The 16,156-nt window shown below is 60.5% G+C and carries 5 protein-coding genes and 2 pseudogenes; 1 reads left to right on the top strand and 6 read right to left on the bottom strand.

Translation table 11 applies throughout. The features are described 5' to 3' along the window. Positions 1–680: 680 nt before the first annotated feature. Together ACE10Z_RS35960 and ACE10Z_RS35955 are read right to left on the bottom strand one after the other, a co-directional pair. Positions 681–2,360, bottom strand: a pseudogene (locus tag ACE10Z_RS35960) (MFS transporter); the annotation flags it as partial. 1,259 nt (positions 2,361–3,619) lie between these two features. Continuing rightward, a pseudogene (locus ACE10Z_RS35955) lies at positions 3,620–3,818 on the bottom strand (chorismate-binding protein); the annotation flags it as partial. A 1,216-nt stretch (positions 3,819–5,034) separates the two neighbouring features. On the opposite strand from ACE10Z_RS35955, the gene ACE10Z_RS35950 reads away from it, so the two are divergent. Next, positions 5,035–5,340, top strand: a complete 306-nt coding sequence (locus ACE10Z_RS35950) for a hypothetical protein (RefSeq protein WP_375784946.1) — start codon at positions 5,035–5,037, stop codon at positions 5,338–5,340. 223 nt (positions 5,341–5,563) lie between these two features. On the opposite strand, the gene ACE10Z_RS35945 is transcribed toward ACE10Z_RS35950, so the two are convergent. From ACE10Z_RS35945 to ACE10Z_RS35930, 4 genes are read right to left on the bottom strand one after another with little or no spacing between them, the layout of a single operon-like run. Further along, complete coding sequence (locus tag ACE10Z_RS35945) at positions 5,564–6,928, bottom strand: hypothetical protein (protein WP_375784945.1); 1,365 nt, start codon at positions 6,926–6,928, stop codon at positions 5,564–5,566. Next, positions 6,925–13,191: an AAA domain-containing protein gene (locus tag ACE10Z_RS35940; protein WP_375784944.1), complete on the bottom strand. Its 6,267-nt coding sequence runs from the start codon at positions 13,189–13,191 to the stop codon at positions 6,925–6,927. The genes ACE10Z_RS35945 and ACE10Z_RS35940 overlap by 4 nt, the downstream gene beginning before the upstream one ends. 11 nt (positions 13,192–13,202) lie before the next feature. Further along, positions 13,203–13,856: a 4Fe-4S single cluster domain-containing protein gene (locus ACE10Z_RS35935; protein ID WP_375784943.1), complete on the bottom strand. Its 654-nt coding sequence runs from the start codon at positions 13,854–13,856 to the stop codon at positions 13,203–13,205. After that, positions 13,853–15,640: an AAA family ATPase gene (locus ACE10Z_RS35930; RefSeq protein ID WP_375784942.1), complete on the bottom strand. Its 1,788-nt coding sequence runs from the start codon at positions 15,638–15,640 to the stop codon at positions 13,853–13,855. The genes ACE10Z_RS35935 and ACE10Z_RS35930 overlap by 4 nt, the downstream gene beginning before the upstream one ends. Between the last annotated feature and the right edge of the window lie 516 nt (positions 15,641–16,156).

Genomic DNA, 16,156 nt, shown 5'->3' with positions numbered 1-16,156 from the left:
CGTTCGCGACCAAATCGAGGACAATCCGCATGCCTTATCCAGCCCCGGCCCGCATGCACCGCGCTCGGAGCTGTGTCCGCGTTCTGGCCGCGAGTGACACCTACAGAGCAAGGTTCGCGGCTTCAGCCCTTGCCGCGTTTAGAGTTCGTGGAGCTTCTGAGTGAGGCTCAACCGTGCTGGCAGTTCCAATGCGACCAGCCCGTTCGCTAGCAGGCTCGAGCAAAATGGCGCGAGGCTCGTCACGGTCAGTGAAGGCTACCGGAGACAACGTCATGATCGCGCATGCCCCCCCAATTGCCGCCGGGAAGAGAGACCGACAGCTCGCTGCCTTCTTGCGCCTTGCAGCTAGATTATTAATCGATCTTGGTCGCATCAATCCTACTCCTTTAAGGAGGAGGCAATGACATCTTTTCCGCGCCATTAGGGCATACTTCGTCGAGGTACAGCGCGGCGAAGAGCGAAGCGAGTTTCGAGGATTCCCTAAAAAGATATACGTCGCCCGGGCGTCTGGCGTGAATGCAGTCGCCGTCGCGATGGGCGTCGGATCAGCTTGTCGCACGATGGATCCGCGCCAAACCCGCTGATCACTCGCGCTTCTGTCATTTCAAACCGCTTGCGGCTTTTCGGTGCCTCCCGCTAGGCTGTGTTGTCTGATCAACCGGAGCGGCCGGCCGCGTACGGCCTTTGCCGCTTGGGATCTCCGGCGGCATTTCGGCGGTCGCGTGGTCCGGCGTGTCGTCCTTCCAGCGTACTGAGCCGAATGGCCTCTCCAGCATGCGGCGGACGCGGACCGGCGCGGGACCGATGTGGAAGTGAATTGCTCGCTGCTCCAGTGCGCGCTCGGACTGGGTCGGACGGTTGCGCAGGCGCAGGTAGTCGAACCAGGTCGGGCAGTGGTAGCGCTCGGTCCACAATTCCGGATCGGCAATGTCGCGCGCGATCGAGCAGCCATAGGCACCGTTACGCTGGCGCGACAATTGCACCTCCTGCATGACATTATGAAATGCCCGCGCATTTTGCTGTGCAACCCTATATTCGATCTCGACCACGAGAGGCCCGCTGCGTCCGGTCAAGGCGAGCCGTACCTCGGGATCGGCGAGCGGCTCGGCCTCCTCACCCCGCGCACCGACGCGGGGCATGGGCAGCCAACGGCCGATGAGTGGTGAGGCGACCATCAGGGCGGCCGAGAGCAGCAGCGCAGTTTCAACCCCGGCCGCGTCGGTCAGATGGCCCCAACCCCAGCTGCCGACGGCAACTCCGCCTGAGCCCGCCGCCTGATAGGCCGCAAGCGAACGCCCGGCCACCCATCGCGGCGCCGACAACTGCACGCCAATGCTGAACACTGTCCACGCCATCATCCACACGGCGCCGGCCAGGACCAGCGCCATCGCCGTCAACACCGGTTGGCGGCTGAGCGCGACCGCGGCGATCGCCCCGCCCATTGACAGCGCGCAGGCGCGGATCGCGGCCTCGCCGCTCATCCGCTTGCGCAGTTCGGCGATATTCAACGCGCCGACCACCGCACCCAGGCCAAAGGCGCCGAGCATAATACCGTAGGTCTGGGCGTCGCCATGCAAAAGATCGCGCGCCACCAGCGGCATCAGTGCAATGACCGGGCCGCCGATGAGGCCGGTCACCAGGGTCCGAATGAGCACAATTTTGATCGATGGCGAATTGGTGATGTAACGCACGCCCAACACCATGGCGCGGCTCAGTCTCTCAGGCGGCAGGCGCGAGGGTGCGCTGATGCGCTTCCAAAGCAATAACGCGACCATCAGCGGCAGATAGAGCAAGGTGTTGAGCGCGAATGCGGCGACTGCGCCCGCAGTCGCCACCACGACTCCGCCGATCGCCGGACCCACGCTGCGCGCGATATTGTAGCTGATGCCGTTCAGCGCGACGGCTGCAGGCAGCAGCGCTTCTGAGGGCACCTGTTCGCTGACCGACGATTGCCAGGCGGGTCCCATCAGCGCCATGCCGCTGCCGACCACGAAGCAGAGCGCAAGCAAGAGGTTCGGTGTGACCAAGCCAAGCCAGGCGACCACCGTCAGTCCGGTTGCGCCGGCGAACGCAATACCAAGCGATATCAGCGCCACGATGCGACGGTCAAACATATCAGCGATCGCGCCGGCTGGCATCGAGATCAGCATCACCGGCAGCAACAGCGCCGTCTGCACCAGCGCGACCTTGTCAGCCGAGGACGTCATCTGCGTCATCGCCCAGGCCGCACCAACACCTTGAATCAAGATACCGAGGTTGGAGAGGAGGCTCGCAAGCCAGATGCGTCGGAAGGTCGCGTGCCGCAGCGGAGCCGCGACGCCGTCGGCGCTACTTGTCTGGACTTTAGCTGGATCGGTCATCTCGGAGCGGCATAATCTACCATGATTCGATTCCGGGACGGATCACAAGGATGTTCCCGGCGCGATACAGCGTCCAGGCGCCGTCGCGAAACGCGATGCGTTGATCGCTTTTGATGCAGGCGATGATCATGCTGCTTCGACCCGATGCAGCTCATGGCAGCGTCGCGTCGCGAAGTGACCAGCGACGTGATAGCTGCGCTTCTTCTACGGCATAGGATGCTCGAATATGCCATGCCAATTTTGCAAGACTGGCCGGCTGGACGAGGGTCCAGCGGTTGACCGTTGCGATTTCGACTATCCTGCCAATGCAGGGGCGCTCCAAAGCCTGGCGAACTGACCCTCGCGGGAAACGGCGGCACTTGCCGCAAATCTGAAAGCATTTGCAGGTGCAAGCTACTACTCGAACTGACCTGCCGTAATGGCACGTTCACCACCGGCACGACGCGGTCCGACACGGCACAAAGTCAGATTGGTGCTGGCCGCGTTCTGCTAACACAATAACAGCGGCCACAAAGAGTACAGGAGTCCACGCGTTCGACTACTCCAAAAACCGCTCTCATTGTGAAACGGTTCGCTTCCCGGTGCGTTTCCTCTCAGGAAGGCGAAGGCTCCTCGGTGAGAGTTCTCATACCATAGGCAGCATACCGATTAATCATGCTAAAAAAGTGCAATCTTCCCAGAGAGCGAGCAGGAATAGTGCGCTGAAGCAGCGCATAGTTGACTTTGCGGTCGAGTACGCTTGTAGATGGCGTGGATTTGTCAGCAAGTCTGTGCATCGATCAACGTGACTTGCAAGTCGCAGGCCGATTGGCCTGCACCGGACATTCGATGGTACGCTCTCTCGCCGATGAACGAGCTGCGGAAGGTCGTTGCAAACATCAACGCCGAGCCAGTGATGCCCTCAATCCGCTCTCGCAAGGCCCCCATCCGAATAATGAGACGATTACAAGCTACGCAATCGCATCGAGCGCTGCTTCAACAAGCTCAAATTACTTCCACCGCTTGTCCACTCGATATGACCGACGGACCGACTACTTCCTCGCTTTCGTCCGCCTCGCCGCAATCTGCATCTGGCTCCGCTGAACGTGGGTTCGTCCTGGCTCGTGGATCGCGTCGATTTCGGGTGGCGGATGATGCTGAGCGGCACGGTCTGTTGCGTCTCGCAACCGAGGCGTTTCACCGCGAGGTATTGTAGTCCGCATTGGCGCCTCGCCGACTTCAAGACACGGCTGCGCCGTGCCCCGGAAGGTGAGCATGGAATCCGTGGAGCGCGCGATTGTTCCCCTGATGGGGCGCGTTTCGACCTGCTGTCCGTCGAGTTTCAGAAATCGCTCAGGAGAGCTCGATGCAATCGTCAGCCTGTCGGAGCGGCTGCGAACGGTGCCGGTTCAATGCCCGGAGCTGGCAATAGAAGGTGAGGCGATCGAACAGGGTCGACAACCTGGTACTGAAGCATTGCATACGCCGCCGCGCAGAATCATCAACCTACAGAGCCTTGGTTCGGCGTTGATCCATAGTCCGTGCTGCGTGGAAAATTCGCGACTTAGCCGAGCTGCTTGCAATCATCGCAACGCGGCCTACCATCTTGACCGGGTTTGCGGTGCCATTGCTTGATGTGTTTTCCGGCCGGGCAGTTGTCGTGGTCGTGATAGACGTTGCGATGAGATGGCGGATATTCGAGCGAATCCGTGCGATAGGCAGCAACCTTTGACATAACTTTCCTCGTTTGTCGGTGATTGAACTTTTTGATTTATCAACCAGAAATTGGTATTCGCAATTAGTATTCTGCAATTAGTATGCGGGTAGACGCAGGCGTAGTCCCCTCAGGCGCGCGGGCGAACGCAGCTCGCAAGGGATCGCCGCCGCCAGCGATGCCGCGGTAGCGCTCGAAGTAGAGCAGTGCAAACACGCGGCGCGCGGCGATGAACACGGATCCCATCGCTGCCAGAAAGAGTTCTGACGGTTGCCGACACGGTAGGCGGCGTGGATCGCGCAGGAGCGGTTGAAGTGCAGGAGCGGTTGAAGTGCAAAGCTACAGCTCCGCGCCGCCGGCAGCCACGCGGCGCGCCTGAAAGCTGATCTGCTCTTTGACATCAGGTCTGCGTGCATTGTTGCAACCAGCCTCGATCCGCTAAGTGTGGCGCCGGCACGCGATGCCCGCCAGCGGAGCTCTCCGCATACCACGCTCGTCCCGCAAACTGCGCCGCCGGGGCCCGATGATGGCTTCCAAATGTCTTCCAAGGTACGCGCCAGCTTCACCGATTTGAGATGGTCTCTACTTCGCACAACGACACTGGTGAAATCCGTCAAAAATCGCGCTCGACCGAGGAATTTGAGCGTTAACGCGGCGACCCCTTGCGCTCTGTCGATGGCATGTGTCACTCAAGTTCAGTCAGCCTGCGAAACACCATGTTTGGTTTGAGCGACCGCAGCCAATCTCGCTGTCGCCATTGTGTCGGTGGCCCTTCAAGAGCTGGAAGCCAAGCAGGCGCGAACCCTGACGATTGGGTGAACGATTCTTCGATGGAGTTAGTTGGGCTCGAATTGACTGAATGAATGTTCTTATTGTTGATGGGTAATATAATGCTCTTCTTGATATCGGTCTCCGTTGGATTCAGCATTGCACCACGTCCACCGGAATTCCCACGCCCGCTCTCGGGGTATAAGAATTATTATGATGATCGCGGCTATAGTTCTGGCCACTATCAATGCGCCTCACAGCAAACAGCTGGACGCGCAGGCGCTCGTTTTTTGTCTAAAGGATCCAGCTGCCGCTAAGACTGTGCCTGGACACATGGCAGCTTTCTTCGGCGAAGTGAGCCGTCCTTGCAGAAAGAGTTCGCATATCAGTTCAGCATCAGCGATGCGGAGCTCGCTGCTTCTGCAAAAGCCTTTTCCTGCTATGCTGGTAAGCATTATCCGTTGGCAGCGTGACATCTTCGACATCGCTGCCGCAAGCGTCATCATTCCGCTGATCTGATCCGCGCATATCGACAGAACGTGATCGAAACCGTCGCTCAGATCGATAAGCTAAATCCCCGAATTTGTGCGCGGGGCAATAGACAGCCCAATCATAAGGGACGGCTATAAAGCAGTCGCCGCAAAAGCTCTCGACTGCGCAAAAGAGATATTTCGGGCTGTGTGATCTTCGCCGGCATCTGCGAGATCATTTTCTTAGGCTGGAGTGGAGATTTGGCAAATCCCTAATTGTGGCGGTTGAGTGGTAGTTCTCGATATGATCTTTCGGCAATCTCCGCTTGGTGGCTTACATCCGGATCTGAGACGATCTTCAGAGGGAATTGACCGACCGGCCTTGCGAATTCCATCGCAACATTTCCGCCTGCTTTAGCTACCAGCGCCTTCAATCGATCGAACTCGCCGCACCAGATCGTCTCCATGTCGCGGTCACGATTCTCATCGCGAATTTCGGCCGAGCTGCCGATACCCACGGCCCGCACCTGCAGGAGATCTGATCTCGATCCGCCCAAGAGCTCTACGCCGTAGCCAGGATTGGCCGCCTTGCGCAGCACGATCTGGCCGTTATCGACCCAGGCGGTCGCCATTCCTTCGGATACCTCGTAGCCCAGGCTGGCAAGACCCTCCAGCACCGCACGCCTGCGCTCTTCGGCGGCCATCGCCTTGAATTCCTCCTCGATGAGACAATCTGCGCGCTTGACGAGTTCTTGGCCGTTGCTGGCCGACGGCGAAGAAAGGGTCTCCTCAATTTCGCTGCGCAGCGAGGCCGCTTCCATTGACTTCATCACAGACAGTTCGGCGCGTCGTTGCCGAAGCTCGTTGGCTAGTCGCACCCGGGCGCGGCCATCCTTCACGGCCGCTGCCAAGTCCAACAGAAGGCTATCCGCGACAAGCGATCTTCGAGCCGGGGGTTCTGCCTCCAGGAGTGCGACACGTTCAGAGAATGGGGACGAATCGATGCCAAGCCCGCGTAGCTCGCCAAGGACAGCATCGACACGCGCCAAGGCCTGATCCTCAATCTCCTGATGTTGTCGTGAAAGCCATTCTTGCAGCGTCTCACGGCGTTCGCCGGCGCCAAGCCGGTCGGCAAGCGCGCGTTGGCGATCTGTCGAGGTATCCAGCGCCTGAGAAGGAACCAGCAGGAGCGCCCTTGCCATAGTGGCTTCCAGGCGCTCGGAAGATCCGGTCGAGCCACTGAGCTCGCTTCGAATGTCGGCAGGAATCTCGACTTTCAGCGCTTGCAGTCTCTGCAGCAGCGCCTCGGCTGCCGCTTTCGAGCGCCTCAAATCACGCTTCGAGCGTGCCGCTATTTCGGCAGCCCTTTCGACGCGGCGCTCGGAGTCCACTTGAAGGAAGCCGATCTCGGCTGCTACCTGCTTTTGTAGTTCGACGAAACGATCGGCGTTGAGCAGGCGTCGAAGCTCGTCTCGCCGGGCTATGACCTTTTCGATGTCCTTCTGCTCAATCGTCCCGTTGCGTCTGCCGGCTGTGGTCCAGCTTTCGATCGCGGCGTCGAGCCGCGCCAGGTTGCGATGACAGATGGCGATGATCTCGGCTCGGGTAACGATCCTGAATGCTTTGGGCCCGCTCATTGCAATCCTTCCCCGCGGAGCGCGTGTTCTACAGCGTTCTTGAGCCGCAGGCGTTCGGCGTCTCCGGCATGCGTCCAAGCATACGACGAAACTCGGTGGACGTAAGGGACGGCTCTTTCCAACACCTTCGGACGCCAGATCTCACGAGCGCGCGCTCTTTCCAGCAATCGATGTCGTGGCGCGTCACATTCCACGCCGATAGCGTAGAGGCCGGTCCGGGGATCGGTCACGGCGAAATCGAGGCTGAATGCGCCGCCATCGCGAGCCCGACTGGGCTTGTAGCCATTCGTCTCCAGGAAGGCTTCGACGGACTTCGTGAAGCCGTCCTCCTCATGATTTGCAGCTTCGTTGTGGGGACGCTGTTCGGTGACCATCCGGTCCAACAGAGTCTTTCCGGAGCCTGCGTGGCCATCGGATACCGTCCTGGCATATTCAAGGTAGCCTTGCAGATAGTCGCGCGGCACCCGGGGACCGCTCCGTCTCGTCAGCAGGTCCGATATCTCCGATATCGGCATGGATGTGGCGATGACCACCTTCTCTCTCGCGCGTGTCACCGCGACGTTCAGGCGGCGCTCGCCCCCGGCGTGCCCCAGGGCGCCGAAGCTCTTGCGGAAGACGCCGTGCTCGTTGCGGCCGAAGGTCGTCGAGAAAACGATGATGTCACGCTCATCGCCTTGCACGTTCTCCACGTTCTTCACGAAAAAGCCCATGTCCTCGCCATGCTCGATACGTTCGCGCTCGCGCATCAATGCCTCGCGGAATACTGCGTCGTTTTCGGCGCGGTCTTCCAAAGCATCTTCGATGGCGTCGGCCTGCTTGCGATTGAACGTGACGACACCGACCGACGGCGGCGATGAATCCTCCCAAAGCCCGGATAGGTATTCCACGACATCGCTGGCTTCCTTTTGGTTCGTCTGGCCCTTGTACGTGCCGTCTGAGCGCACCACTTCAATGGGCTTGAGCCGGCGGATTGTCTCTTCGGGATGACGAACGGGGACGCTAAGAGTGTTGGCGTAGAACGATGCATTCGAGAACGAAATCAGTTCCCGATACTTCGAACGATAGTGCACCTGCAGAGTACGGGTACGAAGTACGGAGCGGGCGAGTTGGAGGAGGTCGGGACAGTCCTTGATCTCTCTCCGATTCCACGTCTCGGCAAAGGCCTCGCGTTCCTCCTCACTTGCTCCTTCTTCTGGTTCTTCACCGTCGAATATCGCCGCTTCATCGTTCTCGACCTTGCTTGCGAAGAAGGAGGTCGGCGGCATCTGCTTTTCGTCGCCGCTAACGACGACGAGAGAGCTTCGGAACAGGGAGGGCAAGGCGTATTCAACCGGCATCTGCGATGCCTCGTCGAAGATGACGATATCGAAGAGTCCGGCGCGAGGTTGCAGCACGCGGCTGGCGACATCTGGTGTCATGAGCCAGACCGGGCGGAGCGCGAAGAGGCCGAGCGGAGCGGCGCGATCGACGAATTCGCGCAATCTTAGCGCTCTCGGGCCACGCAGCTTCGTGATCGCGTCCCACTCGGTCGTCGGACGCACTTTTGCAGCGTCAATACCTTGGACGAGAAGATCCCTGTTGTACTGCCGGATCTGCGCGTCGGCTTCCGCGAGCGATTTGACCTTCGCCTCTAGCTCGTCGCCATCGAACAATACGTCAGGATTCGCGCCCTCCATACCAGCCTTCCATGAAAGACGGGCCTCGCGCCCTATGGAGGCGCGAACACAGGGATCGAGGTCTTCAGAAGCCAGTTTCGACAGCTCGGACTCCCTGGACCTGAGAGTTGCGAAGATGGCTCGCTCCTTGGCCCCCAGGCGGGAAGATCGAAGCCGAAATTCCTGGTAGTTGCTCAGCATCGGCAGAGCCTGCACGATCTCGGCGACGGCGCTGGCGTTGGAACGCCCATTCTCGATCGCCGAGCGTCTTGATCCGAGCCACAGCTCGTCGAAGTAGGTCCTGAGCCGGTCCAAGGCGGCGCGGCTCTCCTCTCGCGTATCATGCCTTCTGAGCGCCAGATCCGCCCGCTCGAAGAACAAGCCGAGTTCTTCGCTGGTTCCGGCCGAGAGCGCTCTATCGAGCTCGGGCCGGGTCGGGCACCGATCGATAAGCGAATTGTGGCCGCCTAGACCATTGAGGAACGAACCAAGCCTCTCGGCGAAATCGGCGAGCTTGCCGGGCGACAGATCCAGATTGGGGGCCCGGCCGAAGAGGATCATGAAATATTGCTCGAGTTCGCGCCTTGGCTGGCGCATGGCCAATTCGAGCTCGACCGCATAATACAACGCGCTGATGGCGCTGGCGTCTTGTGGGAGCTGCAACGACGCAAGGAGCTCGCGTACACGACGCGTTCGGAGCCAATGTAGCGGGTTGATCCATTGCAGGACACTTGCCGGCAAGCGAACCTGGCCCGCGAGCTCCCCGGCGGAGCAGAGCTCGTCCTCGTTGAAGGCGATGAGCCTCGAGCAAAAGTTCGGCTTGTAGGATGGGCCGTCAAGCGATGAAAGGATTTCCTTGATCTGTAAAAGGCCACCGAGAATGCGCGCGGCTTCCGATGCCCCACCCTTGACGTTTCGAAACAGCGGCCGCAATCGAGCGAGATTTGCGCACACCGAATCGCTGATCGAGCGGAACTCGTCTGCCTCGGCGAGCCATGACTGGAATTCCGCCGCATCTGATATTTTCAGACAGTTCGATGTCTCGGCATCGGTCTCCTCCCGCCGGGCGTCAGCTTGCAGGAATGCTTGCAGATGCGAGGCGATGGCGGTCGCGGTTCCTCGATCGGGATTGAATGGCTTCAGGGCGGACAGGGGATTGTCTTCGAATTTCGACGACAGCCAGAATTTCGCGAGCGGGCCGCAATTCTCCTCGATCGTCGCCACGTCCGCGGGATGTAGGTCTGACAGCAAAGGGCGCAGTTCAGGAGCGTCGACGGGTTTTGGGCTGCCTTCTTCGATCTCGAGCAGTTCGCCGAGCAGCGTTCGATAGGACAATCCGGTCCGATCGTCCACCGAATGAAGCGCGATCTGGCGGCGATCCAGCTCCGTCTCGAGCGTCTCGATGCGCGCCGCCAGGCGCTCGCGCTCTCGCTTCCAGGCCGGAGACCTTCCCGGGGACAAGCTGTGCAAGGCCTGCACCTGCGAACGGATCGCGCCGACGATCGGTTCGCGGTCGCGATTGGCGTCGGTGATCATGACGAAGCGATCCGTCAGGTGTTCCTTGTCCAGGCGCTTGCGCACCACCTCGAGAGCGGCTTGCTTCTGGCAGATCACGAGGAGCGATTTTCCCGTGCCAATCGCGTCCGCGACCATGTTGACGATGGTCTGGCTCTTGCCAGTTCCGGGCGGTCCTTCGATGACCAGCCCCGGGGCTTGGCGCGCGTCGAGGACGGCGGCCTCCTGCGAAGGGTCGCTGTCGGCAGTAAAGTACCGCTCGGCCTCTTTCACCAGGGGCGATGCAGAAGGCGCCGCCTGCTGTTCGCTCAGACGCAAGGCGGCCTCGAGTGCGGTCGCGGTCGGCGGTAAGCCGCGGAGCGTCTCGAGATCCTTCATGACGGCCTGGCCCATGAACGCCAGATGGAACAGCACGGCGGCTGGCACCAGCTGACGTTCTTGGGCGCCGACGTTGACGTCCTTTCCGGGAAGGGCCGTCAATTCGTTGCCGACCGGCGCGGCTAATCGGCTGAAGGCGTCCATTACCGCCTGGACGGACAGGCTTGCATGGGTAAGGAGCTCGTTGGCAGCTTCTTGCCAACGCCTCGCCTCGGGGATGCCGACCATTCCTTCGAGAGCCGGATTGACGAGCACGTGCTCGATGTCGGTATCGGGATTTCTCTCGCGTCCATAGCTTATAGTGACATGACCGCGGTTTCCGACCTCGGGATTGACGCGCACCGGCCACAGCAGCACCGGCGCGATCCGCGCTCTCGCGCTCGGCCGGTGATCGCGCATGATCAGAAACGGAAATCCCATAAACAGGCCATCGATGCCGGTATCGCGCCTGTAGAGCAGCGCGTGGGAGTGCAACGAGCGCAACCTTCGCTCAAGGCCGTCATCATCGGCGAACGCGGCCGGATCGAGATTCACAGTCCGGTTCGTGCGACCAAGCAGTTGATCGAGAATATCAGTCGCCGGCACTCTGGACGTATCGAGCTCGGTGAGGTCGATCCTGGCCGATTTGCCGATCAGCATCCGCGTCAGCGGGCCGCGTAATACTCCGCCCGAAATCCGCTTGGCGAAGAAGTCCAGGATCGTCGACACATAGCCTTGCTTCGGAAGTGGTCTCCAGGCTTCTGTGGGCACACAGAGAAGGGCGAGCGCGCGCCCAAGCGGCATCCGCCTGTCCAGGCGAAACTGATCCGCCCACTCGTCAACTTGCTTGATGCCGCATCTGGCAAAGTTTTGAATGCGCTCGTCGATCGCCTGATAGATCTCGCGACGCGGTCGGCCAAGGAGTTCTGTCGCCTTCTCGGCCGAAAAGTTGCCGAGCCCTGCCAGTGAGGCTTCCTTTTCTGCTTCTTCGATGACCTCGGCGACGGAGCGGAACTGGTTCGACGTCGCGCTGAGCAGGATAAGAAGATCTTCTTCGGCCGAAATGCGGCGCTCGGTGAGCGTGGCGACGCCGGCATGGTCGGTATCGGGGAATAGCTTTCGCCGCTCTTGCCAAAGTGCAGCCAGGCGGGCCATAGAGGTCGACAGAAGGTGGACGCGCAGAACGTCCTCGTCGACCGCGATTTCGAGTTGGGCCAGTCGCTTTCGAACTGTGTCCGAGCGGACCTTCAGACGCCAAAGCCAATCGTCCGGATCAATCTTCCGGAGCAGGTCGGGTGCCGGGCCGGTGATCAGACCGTAACCGTCGCTCGGGTGGTCGAGTAGCCAACCCGGTGTGACGATGTTGCCCCTGACGATCAGCGGCATCGAAGGATTGAGCGTCTTCAAGGAGATGGAGAGCTTCAAATCCTCCTGAAGATCTTCGGTCCGCAGGATTTGCCGAAGAGTGGCCGCAACCGCCGCTTCGAAGCCGGCTTCGGAAGCCCAACTTGCAACAGCGCCCCTGAGGACGAGGGCCTTGGCCTGGTCCCAGTTCCCAGCTTCAGCCGCCGCCAATGCGAACATGTTCGCGGATCGAAATTGCTTTCCACCGAGCGAAATCGAGGTCCGCCCCTCTGTGTCGCCGGCTGGCTCGGCTGCTGGAGCTGATACGCTCTCTCCGCGCAGCCACGCCTGAACTTCCTTCCACTGCCAGCGCTGACGCCGGTCACGCGCCAGCAGGCCACGCAGCAAGGCGTTGATCCGGCCATCCAGATGTTCGGGGAGGTGTACGCCATTGGTGAGAATGTGGATCAGAAAGGCCTGCTCATTGATGCCTTGGAAGCACGCGCCTTGGGTGAGCTTCTCCAGCAGGATCATCCCCAGGCTCCACCAGTCGGAAGCCGGGGCGACGCCGCCGGCTATCGCCTCGGGCGCCATATAGCGGGTGGTTTCCAGCGGAGACACGATATCGAGGTCGAATTCGGACAGCCGTGCCGATCCGAAGCCCCCGATGACAAGGTCAAGTGGCTCTCTTGATCGCACGAAGATGACCGAAGGGCGCAGATCGCGGTGTCGCAATCCGGCTTCGGTGAGCGCGTGAACGGCCTGGGCGAGCTCGCCGACCAGGTTAGCTATCGCCGCCGGATCGGCAGCATCGAGGGTAAAATCCGCCAGGGTGCCGCCCTTGAATTCCTCCGCGACCTCATAGGCGCGGTCTTGCCAGCGGCCGGTTGCGAAGAATTCGGGGACGTGATCCCGAGGGAGCTTTAAGAGCAAATCGTAGATCGCTTGATCCGGCTCCGAGCCAACAGCGTAAAGCGTGAGTATTCCACGTTGTCCGTCGGCAGCGCGCCTGGCGGCGAAGCGCTCGCGGACCGCGCTGGACGAGGCGATCCGTTCCTGCAGATGCCAACCGTCCACGATCGTTTCGGCCTCTGGCGCAGCCTCCGGCTCCGGCGTTGGTTCGGCCGGTGAGGGCGGCTCACCGCATTCGATCGTCGGCTCGCCGCAGATGCCGCAGATCAGATCGCCGGGAGAGCCCCGATGACCACTTCGGCAGGTCGGGACGCTTGAAGGAGGATTTACAGGTGGATTCGGCTTCGGTCGCGCCGCGCCTAGCGCCGTTATATCGACCGTCGACAGGTCCCAGCCGCAGGTTTGGCCATTCCAGGCGCCTTCGCAAAAGATCTCGGTGACGGGCCGTTCGGTATTGCAGTTCGGGCAAAGTCTGATCATCAGTCAAATTCTTAAAAAGATGGGAAACGGGTGTCTTCCGAAGTTCCAAGCGTCGATCCGCCGCCTTCGAGAATATGTCGCAGCCGTCTGAAGTCGCCGCGCGCGGGAATGCCGGCAAGCCAGACGTCTCCGTTGTCGTCGAACATGACGTCGAAGGCGCGGTCTGTTTCGTCCATCCGCCGCTCGAAGCTCGCGAACCGAGCGCGGCCCAAAGGTGTCATGAGGTGCAGTTCCTGGTTGTCGCTGCCACGAAGCGCGAGGGTCTGCGTCTCATCGATATCGAACGGCCCGCAGACGATCGCGTCGACGAGAGATGGCGAGGTCGCGAGCGCTTCGCAGATCGTGGTCCATGGGTAGCCGGTAAACACGAGGATGTCCGCATCCGTTCGAGCTCGAAGCCGTGCCAAAAGATCGAACAAGGCCTCGCGCTGGTCGAAAGGCTCGCCACCCGAAATCGTGATCCCGTCCGCCGTCGCAAGCCATGGCGCAACCGTCTGGACGACTTCGTCAACGGCCGTCGTTCCGTGTCCCTGCACCCATGTATCCATGGAGATGCATCCTGGACAACGGATCGAGCAGCCTTGAAACCAAATTCCGATCCTCCGGCCGGGTCCCAAGGTGGTGATCGGGAAATGGATGCGCGATAGATTGACCGTCGTGCTCATGAAGGCTGCTCGCTCACGAGATCGATCGTGGTCGATGGCCCGGGTCGAACCTCTTCGATCCGGTATCTGCGTCCGGCTTGCGCTCCGCGATCGAACAGACCCCGTGATAACGGGTTGATGAGGTGAGATTCGACTTGGTTGCGGATGCCTCGGCCGCCGTTGGAAAGATCTTTTAGGCACAGGCCGCGTAGCACCTCGCGCGCAGCTGCGGTCAAACTCACGTCATAGCCCAGCGAGTTGACCTCCTTGAGCAGATTGTCGACCATTGAATCGAATATCTCGTTTGCGACCTCGGGACGGATGAAGTCGAAAACGATGACGTTCTCTCCGATGCGGTTCAATATCTCGGGCCGGTTGAGGACTTGCTTGAAGTGCCTTTCGATCTCGTTTCGGACTTTGCGGCGTACCGCTTCGAAAGTCTCTTCGGGGGTCACGTTGGCAATTCTCTCGCCGGACGGCCCCGGTACGTAGATGCCTAAATTCGAGGTGAAGACAATGAAGGCTTCGGAGAAATAGACGCGATCGCCTCGTCCGGAGGTGAGGACGCCGTCGTCGAGAACCTGCAGGAATTTGTCAAGAATCCTCGGATGAGCCTTCTCGATCTCATCGAACAGGACGACGCTGAACGGTTTCTCACGAATAGCGTTCGTCAGCTCGCCTCCGACGTCGTATCCGATATAGCCTGGAGGTGCGCCGATCAGCCGCTGGTCGGAGTGTTCGGCACTGAACTCCGACATGTCGAAGCGGATATAGGCAGATTCATCGCCGAACAGCAGGCTCGTGATCGTCTTGGCGAGTTCCGTCTTGCCGACGCCAGTCGGGCCTGCAAGGAAAACCACGCCTCTTGGTCGGCCGCCCCGCGGCGATTGTCCGATCCCGGTCACCGCCCGCTTGACGATATCAAGCATATGCGTGACGGCGTGAGACTGTCCCTTGACGCGTCGTTTGACGAATTCTTCACCGGAGCTGATCTTGTCGCGGCTGATCTTGCGCCAGGGATCCTCGGTCACGCCGACTTTGAAGCGCCGGACGGCGTCGCCAATCCGATCGAACTGGACGCCTTCGCTGCGGGCAAGCTGCGCGACCGCGCTCACGTCCAGCAACAGAAGGCCTTCCGTCTCGTCCACGAACGCTTGCGTACACTTCTCCAATGCCGATTGTTCAGCGTTCTGGGCACCCGGCAGACCCCGGACGAGGGAGCGGATCATGCTTCTTCTGGCAAGATGATCCGGTCGTCCGATCGGGATGTGTCTGACTTTCGGGTTTCCGATCAGGAACCAATCGGGCAGATCACCCTCCTTGTCGACGATCCAAACCACCGTATTGAAGAAGGGCAGCCGCTTGTCGCCCGCCGGACGGGCACGCGCCGCATGCGAGAGGATCAGCGCACGGGAGAAAAGCTGGTGCTCGGCAGGTGACAATGCCTCGTTTCGCGCGACCAGTCTGGAGGCAAAGTCGACGATGAGGGCCGAGGGCTGCCCTTCAACTGCGACGTGACGTTCAAGCGTCGTCGACAGGAGGTCGATGCCGCCTGCCGCCGTGCCGCCCGTCGGCATCAGACCCAATCGCGTGAGGGAGCTTCCGTCCGCCGGCTCGACATCCCGAAATCCGTTCAGAAGATCGAACCATACGATCTGCGCATAACCTGCTTCCCTTAGGACGTCCGGCAGGACCCTGGATAGCGGCGCTGCGGTCACCTCGCGTGGAACGACCTCATGCATCTGAAGGTCGCGGGTGTTGCCCGAGAGCACGAATTGGCTACGCAAGGGCAGAAAGCGCAGCAAATCGCGGAGCCATCTGGCTCTTTCCACCGAACTATCGTGCACCGAGAAGGCCCCTTTGTACCCGCATTACGCGACTATAAGCTATCTCACTTGCCGATTTCGAGAGTATTTCCCAGGAGTTCATAGGGAATTGGGATAAGGCGACGGCAAGCCAAGAGGGCGGATCGGCGGGAAGCGGAAGCATGCGTGCGGAGGGGCAGGGGCACCATCAAACTGGACGCCGGCGATCTGGCCGTCCATCAGAACTGCCGTTTCCGACAAAAGCTCGATCCGAACGCGCCAGCGGTCGACTTCATCAAGCCAATTGGAATCCGGTTCTTGCAATGCTCGCCGAGCGCCGTGAGCTGTACGGTTGACAGTACGTCCGTCAATCAAGGACGTCGGCCTGGGCCGTGACCGTCATCTGACTTTGCGGCGGTCGATGCCAGCGTGGTTGTGCGACCATATCCGCCATGGAGCGCGGCGACCTGAAGACCGTGTTGCCTGTCGTTCCCACGCGAGCTTGGTGTCAACTTT

The organism is Bradyrhizobium sp. Pha-3 (assembly GCF_042258615.1).
Classification (GTDB): Bacteria; Pseudomonadota; Alphaproteobacteria; order Rhizobiales; family Xanthobacteraceae; genus Bradyrhizobium.
The sequence above is the reverse complement of the archived record's forward strand: the minus strand, read 5'-3'. Positions and strand labels throughout refer to the sequence as shown.